Raw genomic sequence first — 15,085 nt, 5'->3', positions numbered from 1 at the left:
GCGTCCCGTCAGCGGATCGGAGAACCAGCCGGACGGCCGGACCGGCGGCTCAGCGGATCTCGATGGTGATCGTGGAGCCCTTGGGAGCCTTGTCGCCGCCGTCCACGGACTGGCCCTTCACCGTGTCCCCGAAGATGCCCAGCAGGCCGCGGTCCTCGTCGACGTCGAAGCCGGCGTCCTCCAGCTCCTGCGTCGCGTCGTCGACGCTCATGCCCTCGACGTCCGGGACCTCGATCATCTCGGGGCCGATGGACACCGTCAGCGTGACCGTGTCGCCCGCGGCGAGCTGCTTCTGGCCCTCCCGGGGGGACTGCTCGACGACCGTGCCCTTGTCCTCGTCGGAGTGGGCCCGCGCCTTCTCGATCCTGACCTTGAGGCCCTCGTCCTCCAGCTCGGACTTCGCATCCGACTGGGAGTCGCCCGTCACGTCGGGGACGTCGATCGCGGCGCCCTTGCTGACGACGATCGCGACGGCGGAGCCGGCCTTGCGCTTGGTGCCCGCCTTCGGGTCCGTGCTGAGTACGGCACCCTTGCGGATGTCGTCGCTGAAGGCTTTGGTCGTCATCCCGGGAGCGAACCCGGCGTCCTTGAGCTTGTCCTTCGCGTCGGCCAGGCGGCTGCCCCCGACGTCCGGGACCTTCACGATCTCGGGGCCCCTGGAGATGGTCAGCGTCACCCGGTCGTTGTCGCGGATCCGCGCGCCCGCCTTCGGGTCGGTGGCCATGACCGTGCCGCGCTTGTCCGTGTCGCTGTACGCGTGCTTGACGTCGTTCACTTCGAGCCCGGCTTCGTCGAGGCGCTTCTTGGCCTCCGACTCGGTCTTCGCCAGGAGCGGCGGGACCTTCGTGAACTGGCCGGAGTTGATGTACCAGACACCGGCGCCGAGGCCCAGCGCGAGGAGCACGGCGGCGATCACCGTCATCATGCGGCGGCGCGGGTTGGGGCGCCCGCGGCCGGGGGCGGCCGGCGGGGCGGGCGGCGGCGTCGCCAGGATGCTCGTGCGGTTGAGCTGGTCCTGCCGGTTCTGCCGGTCCTCGTCCGCGGCCGTGGCGCCGTCCGTGGGGAGCGGCAGCTGTACGGGCCGCCCCGCGCGTGGGATCACGTTCGTACGGTCGTCGGAGTTGTCGTGGCCGTCGCTTCCGCTCGCCGTGAGCGCCTGCGGCGGCACCGCGTCCAGCTGCTCCACGGAGAGCGCGGCCCGCGCCGCCCTGGCCTGCCCGAGGAGCGCCACCGCGTCGTACGGGCGGACGTCGGGTGTGCGGGCGGTGGCGGAGGCGACCAGCTCGTCGAGCTCGACGGGGAGCCCCGGAACGACCGCCGACGGGGGCGGTACGTCTTCGTGGAGGTGCTGGTAGAGCACCTGGGCGGGGGACTCACCGGAGTGCGGCTTGGCGCCGGTCAGCATTTCGTAGAGCACGACCCCGCACGCGTACACGTCCACACGCGTGTCGGACGTGCCGTGTTCTATCTGCTCGGGAGCGAGATAGGAGACGGTGCCGAGGACCGTGCCGGTCGTGTTCGTGACGGTGTCCACCGCGCGCACGAGCCCGAAGTCGGCGACCTTGACCCGGCCATCATCCCCTATGAGGACGTTCTCCGGCTTCATGTCGCGGTGCACGAAGCCCGCGCGGTGCGCGGCGCCGAGCGCGGCGAGGACCGGCTCCAGGATGTCGAGGGCCGCGCGCGGCTGCAGGGCGCCGCGATCGCGGAGCACGTCACGCAGGGTGCATCCCGCGACGTACTCCATCGCGAGATAGACGTACGCACCGTCGGCGCCCTGGTCGTACACCCCCACCACGTTCGGGTGCGAGAGCCGGGCGATCGACTTCGCCTCGCGGATGAAGCGCTCGACGAATGAGACGTCGGCGGCCAGCGTCGGGTGCATCACCTTGAGCGCGAGCACGCGGTCGAGGCGGGTGTCCACGGCCCGGTAGACCGTGGCCATCCCGCCGACCGCGATCCGCCCGTCCACGCGGTAGCGGCCGTCGAGCACCTGCCCGACGAGCGGGTCCTGAAGGGTCGTGTCCACGCAGGGAGTCTACGAGCCACCGCTGACACCGTTGCCCGCCCGGTCGGACTCGGGCCCCGACTGCAGCCGAGCTGTAACAGGGGCGGGACGCTCAGAACGCGGGCCGCTCCGGGTCGAGCCGGGCCATTCCCTCCACGGGCGAGGACGCCTCGGCGAAGTGGCGCCGGGGAATGCGCCCCGCACGGTACGCGAGCCGTCCGGCCTCGACGCCGTGCCGCATGCCCTCGGCCATCAGGACCGGTTCCTGCGCCCGGGTAACAGCGGAGGCGAGCATCACACCCGCGCACCCCAGTTCCATCGCGAGCGCCGCGTCGGACGCCGTGCCCGCCCCCGCGTCCAGGATCACCGGCACGCCCGCGCGCTCGACGATCAGCTGGAAGTTGTGCGGGTTGCGGATGCCGAGCCCCGAGCCGATGGGGGAGCCCAGCGGCATGATCGCCGCGCAGCCCACGTCCTCCAGCTTCCGGGCAAGCACCGGGTCGTCGTTCGTGTACGGGAGGACCGTGAAGCCGTCGTCGACGAGGGTCTCGGCGGCGTCGATGAGCTCGATCGGGTCGGGAAGCAGCGTGCGCTCGTCCGCGATGACCTCCAGCTTGACCAGGTCGGTGCCGAGCGCCTCCCGCGCGAGCCGGGCGGTCAGGACGGCCTCGCCCGCGGTGAAGCAGCCCGCCGTGTTCGGCAGCACACGGATGCCGAGGCGGTCCAGGACGGAGAGCACGGAGCCCTGCACGCCGGGATCGAGGCGGCGCATCGCGACCGTCGTCAGCTCCGTCCCGGAGGCGACGAGGGAGCGTTCCAGGACGTCGAGGCTCGGCGCACCGCCCGTACCCATGATCAGTCGGGAGGAAAGGGTGAGCCCGCCGATGGCGAAGGGATCGTCTGCCATGTCGGTTCAGCCTCCTTGTACGGCTGTGAGGACCTCGACGCGGTCGCCGTCATTGAGCGGGGTGTCAGACCAGCGCGTGCGCGGGACGACGGTTTCGTTGAGGGCGGCGGCGACGCCGGACGGGGCCGTGGTCAGGGTGGCGACGAGGGCGTCGAGCGTGGTGCCCGCGGCAACGTCGCGTGCTTCTCCGTTGACGGAGACGGCTGTCACTGCTGGGAGGGTCATGCGGGCTGCTCCATGAAGCGCTGCGTGCGGGGGGTGCCGGCGAAGCGCAGAGGGGTGAACCCCCGCGCCTCGTCGGGCAGTTCGCCGGTGGTCAGGGCGTGCGCCATGACGTCACCGGTGACGGGCGTCAGAAGGACGCCGTTGCGGTAGTGCCCGGTGGCCAGCTGGAGGCCGGGGAGCGCGGTCGGGCCGAGCAGCGGCGCGTTGTCGGGGGAGCCGGGGCGCAGGCCCGCGCGGGTCTCCGTCAGCGGCAGTTCCGTGATGCCGGGTACGAGCTCGTGGGCGTCCCGCAGCAGCTCGTACACGCCGCCCGCCGTGACCGTCGTGTCCCAGCCGAGTTCCTCGCTGGTCGCGCCGACGACGAGCTCGCCGTTCTCGCGCGGCACCAGGTAGACGTGGCTGCCACGCACCACGGCGCGCACGGTGCGGCTCAGGAACGGCGCGTACCGCTGCGGCACCGTGAGCCGCAGCACCTGCCCCTTCACGGGGCGTACTGGCGGCAGGACACCCTCGGGGACGCCGGAGAGGCGTCCGCTGAGGCTGCCCGCGGCGAGCACGGTCTGACCGGCCTCCAGGGCGGTGCCGTCGGCGAGGACGACTCCGGTGGCCCGGTCCCGTACGACCGAGAGACGGTCCACCCACGCGTGGTGGAAGGCCACGCCCGCCCGCTCGCAGGCCACCAGGAGCGCCGCGGCGAGCCTGCGCGGGTCGATCTGGTGGTCGCCGTCGACGCGCAGTCCGCCCCGGACCCCCGGTGCGAGCATCGGTTCGAGGCGGCGGCACTCGCGCCCGCTCAGCCACTCCGAGGCGAGCCCCGACTGCTGCTGAAGGGCGTGCAGCTCCCGCAGATGGGCACGGTCGTCGGAGTCGAGCGCCACGGCGAGCGTGCCGCACGCGCGGTAGCCGAGATCGCGGCCGCTCGCCTCGGTCAGCTCGGCCGCGAACTCGGGATAGCGCTGCGCGGAGGCCAGATTCAGGCCGAGCAGCGTCTGCTCCCCGTAGTGCAGCTCGGTGACGGCGGCCAGCATGCCCGCGGCGACCTGCGCCGCGCCGCCGCCGGGCTCGGGGTCCACGACCGCGGCGGACAGGCCGCGCTGGGCCGCCCGCCAGGCCGTGACCAGGCCGATGATGCCGCCCCCGACGACAAGGACGTCGGTCGTCTCTCGGGGTGGTGTACGTGGATGCATGGGCGTCCAGCCCCTCCCTTCGCCGGCATGACCCGGATCAGGTTCGTACGGTCGGAGGCCGTCCAGCCTCCCTCTCAGCCCGGTGCGTCCGGGCTCCCGCGAGTGCTCTGCACGGCAACCTTAGCCTTTGGTGTCCCGGGGTAGGTAGGGCAGCTGTGCGGTCAGGAGCAGTGACGGTGTGTCAGAGATCTCCTCGCGGGGCCCTGAGACGCGCGTCGCCCGCCGCCCTAGAGTGATCGGGTGAGTGAGCAGCGGAGGCAGGAAGAGCGCCGGGTCGTCATCGTCGGTGCGGGGATGGCCGGGGTGCAGACCGCCGTGGCCCTGCGCGAGCAGGGGTTCGCCGGGGCGGTCACCCTGATCGGCGCGGAGCCCCATCAGCCGTACGACAGGCCGCCGTTGTCCAAGGCCGTGCTGCTCGGCAAGGCGGAGGGCTCCGCCTTCGACATCGACTTCGAGGCGCTCGGCATCGAGCTGAGCCTGGGCCACGAGGTCACGGGCGTCCGCCCCGCGGACCACGCACTGGACACCGCGTCGGGCCCGGTGCCCTACGACGCCCTCGTCATCGCCACCGGCGCCCGGCCCATCCTGCTGCCCGGCGTCTCCGGGGTCCCCGGCGTCCATCTGCTGCGCACCCTCGACGACGCCGAGCGGCTGCGGCCCGTGCTCGCCGAACAGCACCGCATCGTGGTCGTCGGCGCCGGCTGGATCGGCGCCGAGTTCGCGACCGCCGCACGCGAGGCGGGCTGCTCGGTCACTGTCGTCGAGGCCGCCGCGCGACCGCTGGCCGGGGCGCTGCCCGCGGAGGTCGCGGCGCCGATGACGTCCTGGTACGCCGACTCCGGAGCCGAGCTGCGCACCCACGCGCGCGTGGACCGCGTCGAGCCCGGCAGCGTCCTCCTGGACGACGGCACCCGGCTGCCCGCGGACGCGGTCGTCGTCGGTATCGGCGCACGCCCCGCCACGGACTGGCTCGCGGACTCCGGCATCACCCTGGGCGCCCACCGTGAGGTCCTCGCCGACGACCACCTGCGGACGTCGGAACCCGATGTGTACGCGGTCGGCGACTGCTCCTCCTTCCCTTCGGGAAGGTATGGCGAGCGCCTGCTCGTCCACCACTGGGACAACGCCCTCCAGGGCCCGCGCACGGTCGCGGCGAACATCATCGGCGAGACCCCTTCGGCGTACGACCCGGTCCCGTACTTCTGGTCCGAGCAGTTCGGCCGCTTCGTCCAGTACGCCGGTCATCACGCGTCCGCCGACGAGCTGGTGTGGCGCGGCGACCCCTCGGGGGCGGCCTGGAGCGTGTGCTGGCTCCGGCGGGGCGCCCTGGTCGCCCTCCTCGCGGTGGGCCGCCCCAGGGACCTGGCACAGGGCCGCAAGCTGATCGAGGCGGGCGCCCGCCTGTCCGCCGAGCTGGCGTCGGACCCCGCCGTACCGCTCAAGAAGGCAGTGCTGCCCTAAGCGCTGCCGGGACCGCTGCCGGGACCGCTGCCGGGACCGAGGGGGACCCGCTGCCCGGCCGCTGTCGGTGCCCGGAGCTAGGCTTGTCCCCGTGACCGAGATTGACGCAAAGACTGATGCTCTCGTCCCCGAGTGGCTCCACCTCCCCGACATCGCAGAAATGCTCGACGTCGAGGTGACGCGTGTGCGCCAGCTGGTCAAGGAGGGCCAGCTGATCGCCGTGCGCCGTGGTGAGAACCGCGCGCTCGCCGTGCCGGCGGCCTTCATCGACGGCGACAAGATCGTCAAGGGCCTCACCGGCACCCTGACGCTCCTGCGGGACGACGGCTTCTCCGACGAAGAGATGCTGGAGTGGCTCTTCACCCCCGACCCGACCCTGCCCGGCACCCCCGCGCAGGCACTCAGTGAGAATCGCGGCACGGAGGTGAAGCGCCGCGCCCAGGCGCTCGCCGTCTGACCGGGACGCGTCCGACCGAGGCGCGTCCGACCGAAACGGAAAACCGTTGCGTACGGGCCGTGTGTCCCCCGGGGACCCGCGGCCCGTAGGCCACCGACGACCCGGGGGGACCTCTTCATGGCCACCAAGCCTGCCCGCGAGCAGCTCGCCGACGCCCGCCTCTACCTGTGTGTGGACGCCCGCAAGCGCCAGGGAGACCTCCCCGAGTTCCTCGACGCCGTCCTGGGCGGCGGCGTCGACATCGTGCAGCTGCGGGACAAGGGCATGGAGGCGGCCGAGGAGCTCGACCACCTCCAGGTCTTCGCCGACGCCGCCCGCAGGCACGGCAAGCTCCTCGCGGTGAACGACCGCGCGGACGTCGCGCACGCCATCGGCGCCGACGTGCTGCACCTGGGCCAGGGCGACCTGCCCGTGCCCGCCGCCCGCGCGATCCTCGGCCAGGACGTGCTCGTGGGCCGCTCCACGCACGCCGACACCGAGGCAGCCGCCGCGGCCACGCAGGACGGCGTGGACTACTTCTGCACCGGCCCCTGCTGGCCCACCCCCACCAAGCCCGGCCGGTACGCCCCCGGACTCGACCTCGTCCGGTACACGGCCTCGCTCGGCACGGACCGCCCCTGGTTCGCCATCGGCGGCATCGACGCGGGCAACCTCGACGAGGTGCTCGAAGCGGGCGCCCGCCGCGTCGTCGTCGTACGGGCGATCACCGAGGCGGACGACCCGGCCGCCGCCGCGGCCGACTTCGCGAAGCGGCTGCGTACGGCCTGATCGGCGATCTTCGGCCATCATTCCGGTCGGTTGTCCGCAGGTTGGACGGGAATTGGCCGGTAGCGGTACCCCGTAGCTAACCTGCCCGTATGGCCCTAGGCACTGCTTCCACCAGATCTGATCGCGCACGCACCGTGCGTGACATGCTCGCGACCGGCAAGACGACGTACTCGTTCGAGTTCTCGGCGCCGAAAACCGCCAAGGGCGAGCGGAACCTGTGGAACGCCCTGCGCCGGGTCGAGGCGGTCGCTCCCAGCTTCGTCTCCGTGACGTACGGAGCGGGCGGTTCGACGCGGGCGGGCACGGTCAAGGAGACGCAGCAGATCGTCGCCGACTCGACGCTCACCCCGGTCGCCCACCTCACCGCGGTCGACCACTCCGTGGCCGAACTGCGCAACATCATCGGGCAGTACGCGGACGCCGGCATCAGGAACATGCTCGCGGTCCGCGGTGACCCGCCCGGCGACCCGCTGGCCGACTGGGTCAAGCACCCCGAGGGCCTCACGTACGCCGCCGAACTGGTCCGGCTCATCAAGGAGTCGGGCGACTTCTGTGTGGGTGTCGCGGCCTTCCCCGCGATGCACCCGCGCTCGGCGGACTGGGACACCGACGTCCGGAACTTCGTCGACAAGTGCCGGGCCGGAGCCGACTACGCGATCACACAGATGTTCTTCTATCCGGAGGAGTATCTGCGGCTTCGCGACCGGGTCGAGGCAGCGGGCTGTTCGACGCCGATCATCCCGGAGATCATGCCGGTGACGAACGTGCGCATGCTGGAGCGGCTGCCCCAGCTCAGCAACGCTTCCTTCCCTCCGGCGCTCAAAGAGCGCATCCTCACAGCCAAAGACGATCCGGCGGCTGTACGCTCCATTGGCATCGAGTTCGCGACGGAGTTCTGCGCGCGACTCCTTGACGAGGGTGTGCCGGGGCTGCACTTCATCACGCTGAACAACTCCACGGCGACGCTGGAGATCTACGAAAATCTGGGCCTGCATCACCCGCAGGCCTGACCGGCCGTACCCCTGGGGGCGGCGGCCGCGGGGAGAGGGGCGTACATGGGCTGGACGGTCCTCTACATCGCGTTCGGATGCGTCGCGCTGTGGCTGCTCGGCGAGGTGCTGCTGCAGTACAAGGCGCGGCTGCGCTGGCGGCTGCTCGCCTTCGGCGGCTTCCTCGGCGTGGTCATCGGCGTGCTGCTGCCGTCGGTGATCGTCATCGGGGCCGGCGCGATCGCCTTCGCCACGGGCCAGACGTACGTGACGCTGTCCTTCCGCCGCGGCTTCTCGACCGGCTGGGCGCTCGGCGGCCAGCCCGGCCTGAGCAAGCGCCGCAAGACGACGGGGCGGGGCGCCGAGGCCGCCCAGGAGCCGACGCTCCAGGTCTCCGACCTGGAGTACGAGGCGGCGGGCCCGGCAGGACCGCCGCCCGAGGCCGCTCCCGGCACCGGGGTCTACGCGCCGGAGCCGCTGCCCGACGACACCGGGCAGTACGGCGTCTACAGCGACACCGCGTACGCACAGCAGCAGTCGGCCGCCGCGGACAGCGGCTACGGCTACGCCACCGCGGGCTATGACCCCCAGCAGCCCTACGCGTACGGCGAGACGGGGGAGCAGCAGTACGCCGCGTACTCCGACCCGTACATCGGGACGCAGTCGTACGGCGGCCAGCAGAGCTACGACGCGTACGGCGACCAGCAGCAGTACGCGTCCTATCCCGCCGCCGATCCCTACGGCAGCGACGCCGGGACGTACAACGACACGCCGCCCGGCGGGGTCTGGGTGCCCCAGCAGCGCAATGTCGAGGACCCCTACGGCCAGTACGGCGGCGAACTCCCGCCGGAGCAGCCCTACCCCTACCAGGGCGAGCAGCCCCAGGGGAACGGCTACGACGCGGGGTACAACGAGCAGTACCGGTACTGATCCGGAGGCCCGCGGCGATGGCACCGCGGGCCGCTGTCGCTCACTGCGAGCCCCGGAAGTCCGGTCCCTCCACGATCAGCCCGGCGACCAGCGTGCCGGACATGCCCGCGTGCGGAAGACCGCCGCCGGGGTGTGACCAGCCGCCGGCCGCGAAGAGCCCGGGCAGGCGCGTGCTGTTGGCCGGGTGGAGCAGCCGGCCCTCTCCCGCCGCGAGGGACGGGGGCGGGACCGCGCCGCCGTCGGCGCCGGTGGCCTCCGCGACGTCGGCGGGAGTGCGGACCTCGTGCCACAGCAGGCGGTCCCGGAGCCCGGGCAGCACCGCCTCGGCACGGTCCAGGAGCCGCTCCACATCCGCCTCGGTGACCTCCGTGTGCGCGGGCACCGTGGCCGTCAGCGTGACCGCCTCGTGCCCGGCGTCGGGCGTCAGCGCCGCGTCGGCCGGGCGCAGCACCGTGAGGGTGGGGGCGGCGGGCAGCCCGGGGCGGTCCCCGAAGAGCCGGTCGAGCTCGTCCTGGCGGTCGGGGGTGTGCAGCACCGTGCGGTGGGGTGTGCCGTCCGGCCGGGGGCCGCGGAGCGCGAGCAGGACCGTGAGGCGGCTGGGGAGTCCCGTCCTGGGCTGCACCTCACCCTCCGCCCGTATGTTCACACCGGATCCGCCGGACATGCCGGATACACCGGACAGCAAGCCGTCCAGTGCGCCGGGCGCGACACCGGCGACCACGAAGTCCGCCTCCTGTGCCGTCCCGTCCGCGAGCTCGACGCCCGCCGCGCGGCCGTCCTTCTCGACGATCCGGGTGACGGGGGAGTCGAACGTGAACTCGACCCGCCGGGCGAGGCACCGCTCGTACACGGCCCGGGCGAGCGCGCGCATCCCGCCGCGCACGGACCAGGCGCCGAAGGTGTGCTCCAGATAGGGCAGGACGGCCGCGCTCGCCGGGGTCGTCCGGGGGTCCAGGCCCCACGCGAGGGCGTACTGCTCGAGGAGGGCCAGGAGGCGTGCGTCGCCGCCCAGTTCGAGCTCACCGGCCTCGGTGAGGGTGGTCGCACGGCGCTCGCGCCGCAGGAGGCGCTTGTGGGGCACCGAGGGATAGGGCTCGCGCTCGGCGAGGATCTGCCAGTTCGGCCAGAGGGGCTCTTCCAGGAGGGGGCGCCGGGTGCGGTCCCACGCCTCACGCGCGCGGTTCATGTACGCCGACCAGTGGGCGCCAGCGCCGCTGCCGAGCGCCGCGTCCAGGGCGTCGCCCACGCCCGCGCGCGAGGCGTTCGGCAGGTCGGCCGTCGTGCCGTCCGCGAAGACGTGCCGGACGGCGGGCTCCACCTGGGACAGCTCGACGCACTTCTCCAGCGGCTCCTTGCCCGTCTTGACGAACAGGTCGCGGTAGACGGCGGGCAGGTGCAGGAGGCCGGGGCCCGTGTCGAAGACGAAGCCGTCACGCTCGACGCTGCCGAGCGCGCCGCCGTACGTACCCGACCGCTCGTGGACCACCACCCGGTGGCCCGCGACGGCCAGCCGGGCGGCCGCCGCCATCGCGCCCATCCCGGCGCCGATCACCACAATCCGTGCCATGCCAGGGACTTTATCGGCCACCACTGACAGGGCCGCCGGGAGCCCTCAGTCCGGCGGCCGCCCCGCGTGCGCCGCGAGCTGCTTCTCCTCGCGCCGCTGGGCCCTGCGCCGCCGGAACCGCCGAATCCGCGAGATCAGGAAGTACAGCAGGATCAGGCCGAGCAACAGCAGCACGGCCGCGATGATGGCCGCCGCCTCCGGATAGAACATCGCGAAGCTGATGATCCCGCCGACCCCGAGGTCCTCCGCCGTGCTCACCACCATGTTGCTGAACGGCTCCGGCGAGGTGTTGATCGCCATCCGCGTCCCGGCCTTCACGAAGTGACTGGCCAGCGCCGTCGAACCGCCCACCGCGCCCGCCGCCAGATCGGGCAGCGAACCGCTCTGCCCGGCGAGCAGCGCACCCACCACCGCCCCGGACACCGGCCGGATCACGGTGTGCACCGTGTCCCACACCGAGTCGACGTAAGGGATCTTGTCGGCGACGGCCTCACAGACGAAGAGCACCCCGGCGACGATCAGCACATCAGGACGTTGCAGCGACTCGGGCACCTCGTCGGTGATCCCGGTCGCGCCGAAGACACCGAGCAGCAGGACCACCGCATACGCGTTGATCCCGCTGGCCCAGCCGCTGGTGAACACCAGGGGGAGTACGGACACGGACGCGATCGTAACCAGTTGGGAACTCCTCGGCCTGGGGATGAGCACCCAGGCCTGAGTATCCGTACCTAGTGGTGGAGATGAGTATCAGCGCGGATGGGTCCCGACCTGCGAAGACGGAAGAGTGAGGGGCACGGAGAAGGGCGCAGCGCCCGTACCGCCGACACGGGGCGGCGGAACGGCGCGGCGCACTTGGCCGCTCCTCCCACCCGTCGAAGGTGGGAGTGAGGCGCGGGGAGACGGGCGGTGCCTCGGGGGATGACCACCCCGAGGGGCCGAACGGGGGACCACGGGGGAACGCAAGAAGCGCCGGCCCGGTGCCACCTGGAGATCAGGTGGCACCGGGCCGGCGCCTTTGTGATGCACCGTTGGGGGACGACTCAGCGCCCGCCGCTCACCCGGCCCTGGAGCAGTCGCGACAGCGCCGAGTGCACGTCGTCGAGGGAGCGCTCCGGCTGGAAGGCCTGCCAGTCGAGGGCCGCCACCAGGACCATCCCGACGAGCGCGGCGGCTGTCAGAGGGATGTCGATCTCCTCGCTGAGCTCGCCGTTCTCGACGCCCGCGCGCAGGACGTCCTCGACGACGGCGACCGCCTGCTGCCTGACCACCATCAGGGTGGACTGCCAGGCGCGGTTGGTGCGCCACAGCTCGGCGACGTACAGCTGGGTGAAGGCCGGATAGCGGTCGATGAAGACCAGGCCCGCCCGGATCATCGCGTCCAGCGCGTCGACCTGGCTGCCGCCGCTCCCCGCCGTCTTCTCGGACGCCTCCTTCAAGGAGGCGGTGAGCAGGCCGACGCCGTGCCGCAGCAGCTCTTCGAAGAGGACCGACTTGCTCGCGAAGTTGTAGTAGACCGTGCCCTTCGCGACCCCGGCCCGCTCGGCGATCTCGTCGACCGTCGTGGCCGAGAAGCCCTGCTCCGCGATGAGGGTGACGGCCGCTTCGTAGAGCTTCTGCCGGGTGGCCTCACGCCGGGTGCTGGTTGCGCTGCTGTCCATGGGCCCGATTCTCACAGGTCTCGGCGCCCGTACAGGCGCGGTCGGGGGTCTCACAGGCTCAGTTCCGGGTGCAGACGGTCCAGGGTCCACACCTGCTTGCGGCGCGCGGAGAGCGCGGTGAGTGCCAGGGCGCCCGCCGTGAAGGCCGTGAGCACCACGCACGCCTGCCAGACGGGGCCGAGCCCGCCGCCCGTGATGAGCCTACGGAGGGCGTCGACGACGTAACTCATCGGCAAGAAGGGGTGGATCGCGCCGAAGAAGGACGGACTCGTCTGTACGGGGTACGTGCCGCCGGCCGAGGTCAGCTGGAGCATCAGGGCCGCGAGGACGAGGATCCGCCCGGCCGCTCCGAAGCGTGCGTTCAGCCACTGGACGATCGCCGCGAAGCAGCACGTCACCAGGCAGAGGAAGCCCACCGTCCCGGCGGCCCGCGCCATCTGCAGGCCCAGGCCCCAGTGCAGGACCGACATCAGGGCCGCCGTCTGGAGCACGCCGAGCGCTGCGACCGGCAGCCAGCCCGCGAACGCGATGCGCCAGGCGGAGGCGCCCGCGGCGAGCGCGCGCCGGTTGAGCGGCTGGATCAGCATGTACGCCACCATCGCGCCGACCCACAGGGACAGCGGGATGAAGTACGGGGCGAAACCGGTGCCGTAGTTGGGCGCCTTGTGCATCGACTGGGAGGCGAGCTGCACCGGGTCGGCCATGACGTCGGTGCGCTGGTCGCGGTCCTTCTTGCCGTAGTCGGGGATCTTCTTGACGCCGTCGTGCAGCCCGCCGGACAGCTTCCCGGAGCCGTCGGCCAGCTTGAACATGCCGCCCTTGAGGTCGGTCGCGCCCGTCTCGAGCTTGCCGATGCCCGTGTCGAGGTCGTCGGCGCCGGTCTTGGCGGTGCCGAGGCCCGTGTGCAGCTTCTTGGCGCCCTTGGCGACCTTCCCCGCGCCCGCGTTGAGGTCGTTGATCTGGGTGACGGCCGTGTTCAGGTCCTCGTTGAGGTGCGGTGCGCGTTCGGCGAGCGCCCTCGACTTCGTCTCCAGCGTGGTGAGGTTCTTCTTGAGCTTCTTGACGTCGCTGTTCTGGTCCTTGACGACGGTGTTCATGTCGTCCGCGATCGTCGACACGTTCTCGGCGGCCGTCTTGGCCTCCTTGAGCTTCGGGCAGAACGGGTCGGGCACCGGGAGGTCCACGCAGCGCTCCGTGTAGAGGCCGCCGATGGTCTCGGAGCCCTTCTTGGCGCCGTCGGCCGCCACGGGTGCGAGCTTGACCCAGGTGTCCAGGTTGTGGCGCAGCGCCTTGGAGGAGTCGGCGACGAGCGTGGCCGTGTCCCCGATGGTCTTGCCGTTGTCCTTCAGGAAGGGCCGCACCTGGTCCGCGGTGCCGTTGACCTTGTCGGCCAGCTTCTGGGTGCCGTCCGAGACCTTCTTCGAACCGTCCTGGAGGTCACCGGCGCCCTTGTCGAGCTTCTTGATGCCCCCGGCCAGGTCGCTGCTGCCCTTCTTGGCGTCCTGGAGACCGGTCGCGAGCTTCTTGGTGCCCTTCTTGGCCTCACCGATGCCGCTGTCGAGCTTGTCGGCCCCCTTGGCGGCCTTCTCGGTCGCCCCGTGGATGTCGGAGAACGAGATGAAGATCTTGTCGAGGAAGGAGCGCGAGGCCTTGGTGGAGGCCGCGGTGCGTACCTCGGAGAAGACCGTCCGGGAGATCTGCCCGACGATGTAGTTGTTGGCGTCGTTCGTGCGGACCTGCAGGGCGCTGGTCTCCGGGGAGTCGCCCGAACTCGACGCGACGCGCTTGCTGAAGTCGGACGGCATCGTCAGGGACAGGTAGTACGTCCCGTCCTCGACGCCCTTGTGCGCCTCGGCGGAACTCACCTCGTGCCAGTCGAAGGTCTTGCTGTCCTGGAGACCGTCGACGATGCCGTCGCCCACCGCGAGCTTCTTGCCCGCGGCCGTGGCCCCCTTGTCGTCATTGACGAGCGCCACGGGTATGCGGTCGAGACGGCCGTACGGGTCCCAGAACGAGCAGAGGTACAGCGCGCCGTACAGCAGGGGCAGCAGCAGGAGCGCGGCGAGTGCCGCGCGCGGCAGCTTCCCCCTGCCGAAGCGCCTGAGCTCAAGCGCGGCGAGCTTCGGCGAGCGCATCGGCCGTCTCCTTGTCGTCGTCGTTGCCGGTGTCGTTGCCGTCGTCACTGATGTTGCCGTCGCCGGAGTCGCGCTTGTCCGTGTACACGGCGATCGCGTCGAGCGACTCATCGGGTGCTTCGTCGCACACGGCGACGACAGTGGTGCCGCTCTCCGCGATGGACTTCAAGAGGGCCCAGGCCTCGCGCCGTTCGGCGTCCGACAGCTTGAGGTCGACGTCGTCGACGCCAAGGAGCCGGGGCCGCCCGATCAGGGCCAGGGCGATGGAGAGCCGCAGCACCTCGAGGCGCTCCAGATCGCGTACGGAGGTCCGCCGCCCCTTGGGCAGCGCCTCCATGTCGAGCCCCGCGGCGGCCAGCGCCGTGTCGATCCGCAGCCGTGCCTCGTTCGCCCGCTCGGCGCGCGGCCTCAGCAGAGTGCGCAGCGAGCCGCCGAACCGCCGCTCCAGAAGTGCCCGTTCGTGCAGATGCTCGGCGACGGTCAGCGCCGGATCGAGATCCGTCACGCCGGGCACGGGCCCGAGCGCGCTGATCCTGCGGACCGCCGCGAGCTGCTTGGGCAGCCGGAAGCGCCCCACCGAGGCCTCGCCCTCCGTGGGGCGCATCCGCCCGGTGAGCGCGAGCAGCAGACAGGTCCGTCCCGACCCCGAAGCCCCCTGGATCGCGATCAGCGACCCGGGTCCGGCCTCGACCCCGACCTCGCGGAACGCCCAGCCCCGCGGTCCCTTGAGCCCGAAACCCCGTGCTGTGACGGCGGCTCCCCGCGTGCCGTCGTTCGGCCCGTCCACAGTTCC

Annotated in this window: 14 protein-coding genes and 1 riboswitch; of the genes, 5 read left to right on the top strand and 9 right to left on the bottom strand. The window is 71.9% G+C overall.

The annotated features are described in order from the left end of the window. Positions 1-49: 49 nt before the first annotated feature. The 4 genes from pknB to thiO all read right to left on the bottom strand — a co-directional run bounded on the left by pknB (position 50) and on the right by thiO (position 4,327). Positions 50-2,029, bottom strand: a complete 1,980-nt coding sequence (pknB, locus tag AB0E78_RS01980) for a Stk1 family PASTA domain-containing Ser/Thr kinase (protein ID WP_361826953.1) — start codon at positions 2,027-2,029, stop codon at positions 50-52. A gap of 91 nt (positions 2,030-2,120) precedes the next feature. Further along, on the bottom strand, positions 2,121-2,915 hold the full coding sequence (locus tag AB0E78_RS01975; protein WP_361826950.1) for a thiazole synthase: 795 nt from the start codon (positions 2,913-2,915) through the stop codon (positions 2,121-2,123). A gap of 6 nt (positions 2,916-2,921) precedes the next feature. Beyond that, a complete protein-coding gene (thiS, locus tag AB0E78_RS01970) occupies positions 2,922-3,140 on the bottom strand; it encodes a sulfur carrier protein ThiS (RefSeq protein ID WP_361826948.1) in 219 nt (72 codons plus the stop codon). Continuing rightward, positions 3,137-4,327 (bottom strand): glycine oxidase ThiO, encoded by a 1,191-nt coding sequence (gene thiO, locus AB0E78_RS01965; RefSeq protein ID WP_361826945.1) that lies wholly within the window; start codon positions 4,325-4,327, stop codon positions 3,137-3,139. Before thiO ends, thiS begins: the two co-directional genes overlap by 4 nt. Further along, a riboswitch (TPP riboswitch) is annotated at positions 4,325-4,437 on the bottom strand. (Overlaps the previous gene by 3 nt.) A 184-nt stretch (positions 4,438-4,621) precedes the next feature. On the opposite strand from thiO, the gene AB0E78_RS01960 reads away from it, so the two are divergent. The 5 genes from AB0E78_RS01960 (at position 4,622) to AB0E78_RS01940 (ending at position 8,932) form a co-directional block, all read left to right on the top strand. After that, entirely contained in the window at positions 4,622-5,788 is a 1,167-nt protein-coding gene (locus AB0E78_RS01960; protein ID WP_361828462.1) for an FAD-dependent oxidoreductase, read from the top strand. 91 nt (positions 5,789-5,879) lie between these two features. Next, positions 5,880-6,245 (top strand): Rv2175c family DNA-binding protein, encoded by a 366-nt coding sequence (locus AB0E78_RS01955; RefSeq protein WP_249590410.1) that lies wholly within the window; start codon positions 5,880-5,882, stop codon positions 6,243-6,245. 117 nt (positions 6,246-6,362) lie between these two features. Beyond that, positions 6,363-7,013 carry a thiamine phosphate synthase gene (gene thiE / locus AB0E78_RS01950; RefSeq protein WP_361826942.1) on the top strand — a complete coding sequence of 217 codons (651 nt, stop codon included), beginning with the start codon at positions 6,363-6,365 and terminating at the stop codon, positions 7,011-7,013. Between the two features lie 89 nt (positions 7,014-7,102). Further along, positions 7,103-8,023, top strand: a complete 921-nt coding sequence (metF, locus tag AB0E78_RS01945; protein WP_361826940.1) for a methylenetetrahydrofolate reductase [NAD(P)H] — start codon at positions 7,103-7,105, stop codon at positions 8,021-8,023. A 45-nt stretch (positions 8,024-8,068) separates the two neighbouring features. Then, entirely contained in the window at positions 8,069-8,932 is an 864-nt protein-coding gene (locus AB0E78_RS01940; RefSeq protein ID WP_361826937.1) for a hypothetical protein, read from the top strand. Positions 8,933-8,972: 40 nt separating this feature from the next. Here the strand turns inward: AB0E78_RS01940 and AB0E78_RS01935 are convergent, their stop codons facing one another. From AB0E78_RS01935 to AB0E78_RS01915, 5 genes are all read right to left on the bottom strand, one after another. Next, on the bottom strand, positions 8,973-10,499 hold the full coding sequence (locus AB0E78_RS01935; RefSeq protein WP_361826934.1) for an NAD(P)/FAD-dependent oxidoreductase: 1,527 nt from the start codon (positions 10,497-10,499) through the stop codon (positions 8,973-8,975). A 45-nt stretch (positions 10,500-10,544) separates the two neighbouring features. After that, on the bottom strand, positions 10,545-11,159 hold the full coding sequence (locus tag AB0E78_RS01930; protein ID WP_361826931.1) for a DUF4126 domain-containing protein: 615 nt from the start codon (positions 11,157-11,159) through the stop codon (positions 10,545-10,547). 380 nt (positions 11,160-11,539) lie between these two features. Continuing rightward, on the bottom strand, positions 11,540-12,157 hold the full coding sequence (locus AB0E78_RS01925) for a TetR/AcrR family transcriptional regulator (protein WP_361826928.1): 618 nt from the start codon (positions 12,155-12,157) through the stop codon (positions 11,540-11,542). Between the two features lie 50 nt (positions 12,158-12,207). Continuing rightward, entirely contained in the window at positions 12,208-14,292 is a 2,085-nt protein-coding gene (locus AB0E78_RS01920; RefSeq protein ID WP_361826925.1) for a YhgE/Pip domain-containing protein, read from the bottom strand. Further along, entirely contained in the window at positions 14,264-15,079 is an 816-nt protein-coding gene (locus AB0E78_RS01915) for an ATP-binding cassette domain-containing protein (protein ID WP_361826922.1), read from the bottom strand. Before AB0E78_RS01915 ends, AB0E78_RS01920 begins: the two co-directional genes overlap by 29 nt. Positions 15,080-15,085 lie beyond the last annotated feature (6 nt).

The organism is Streptomyces sp. NPDC032198, from assembly GCF_040636975.1.
Classification (GTDB): Bacteria; Actinomycetota; Actinomycetes; order Streptomycetales; family Streptomycetaceae; genus Streptomyces.
Note: the sequence above shows the minus strand (reverse complement) of the source record. Positions and strands in the feature narration are given on the sequence as shown.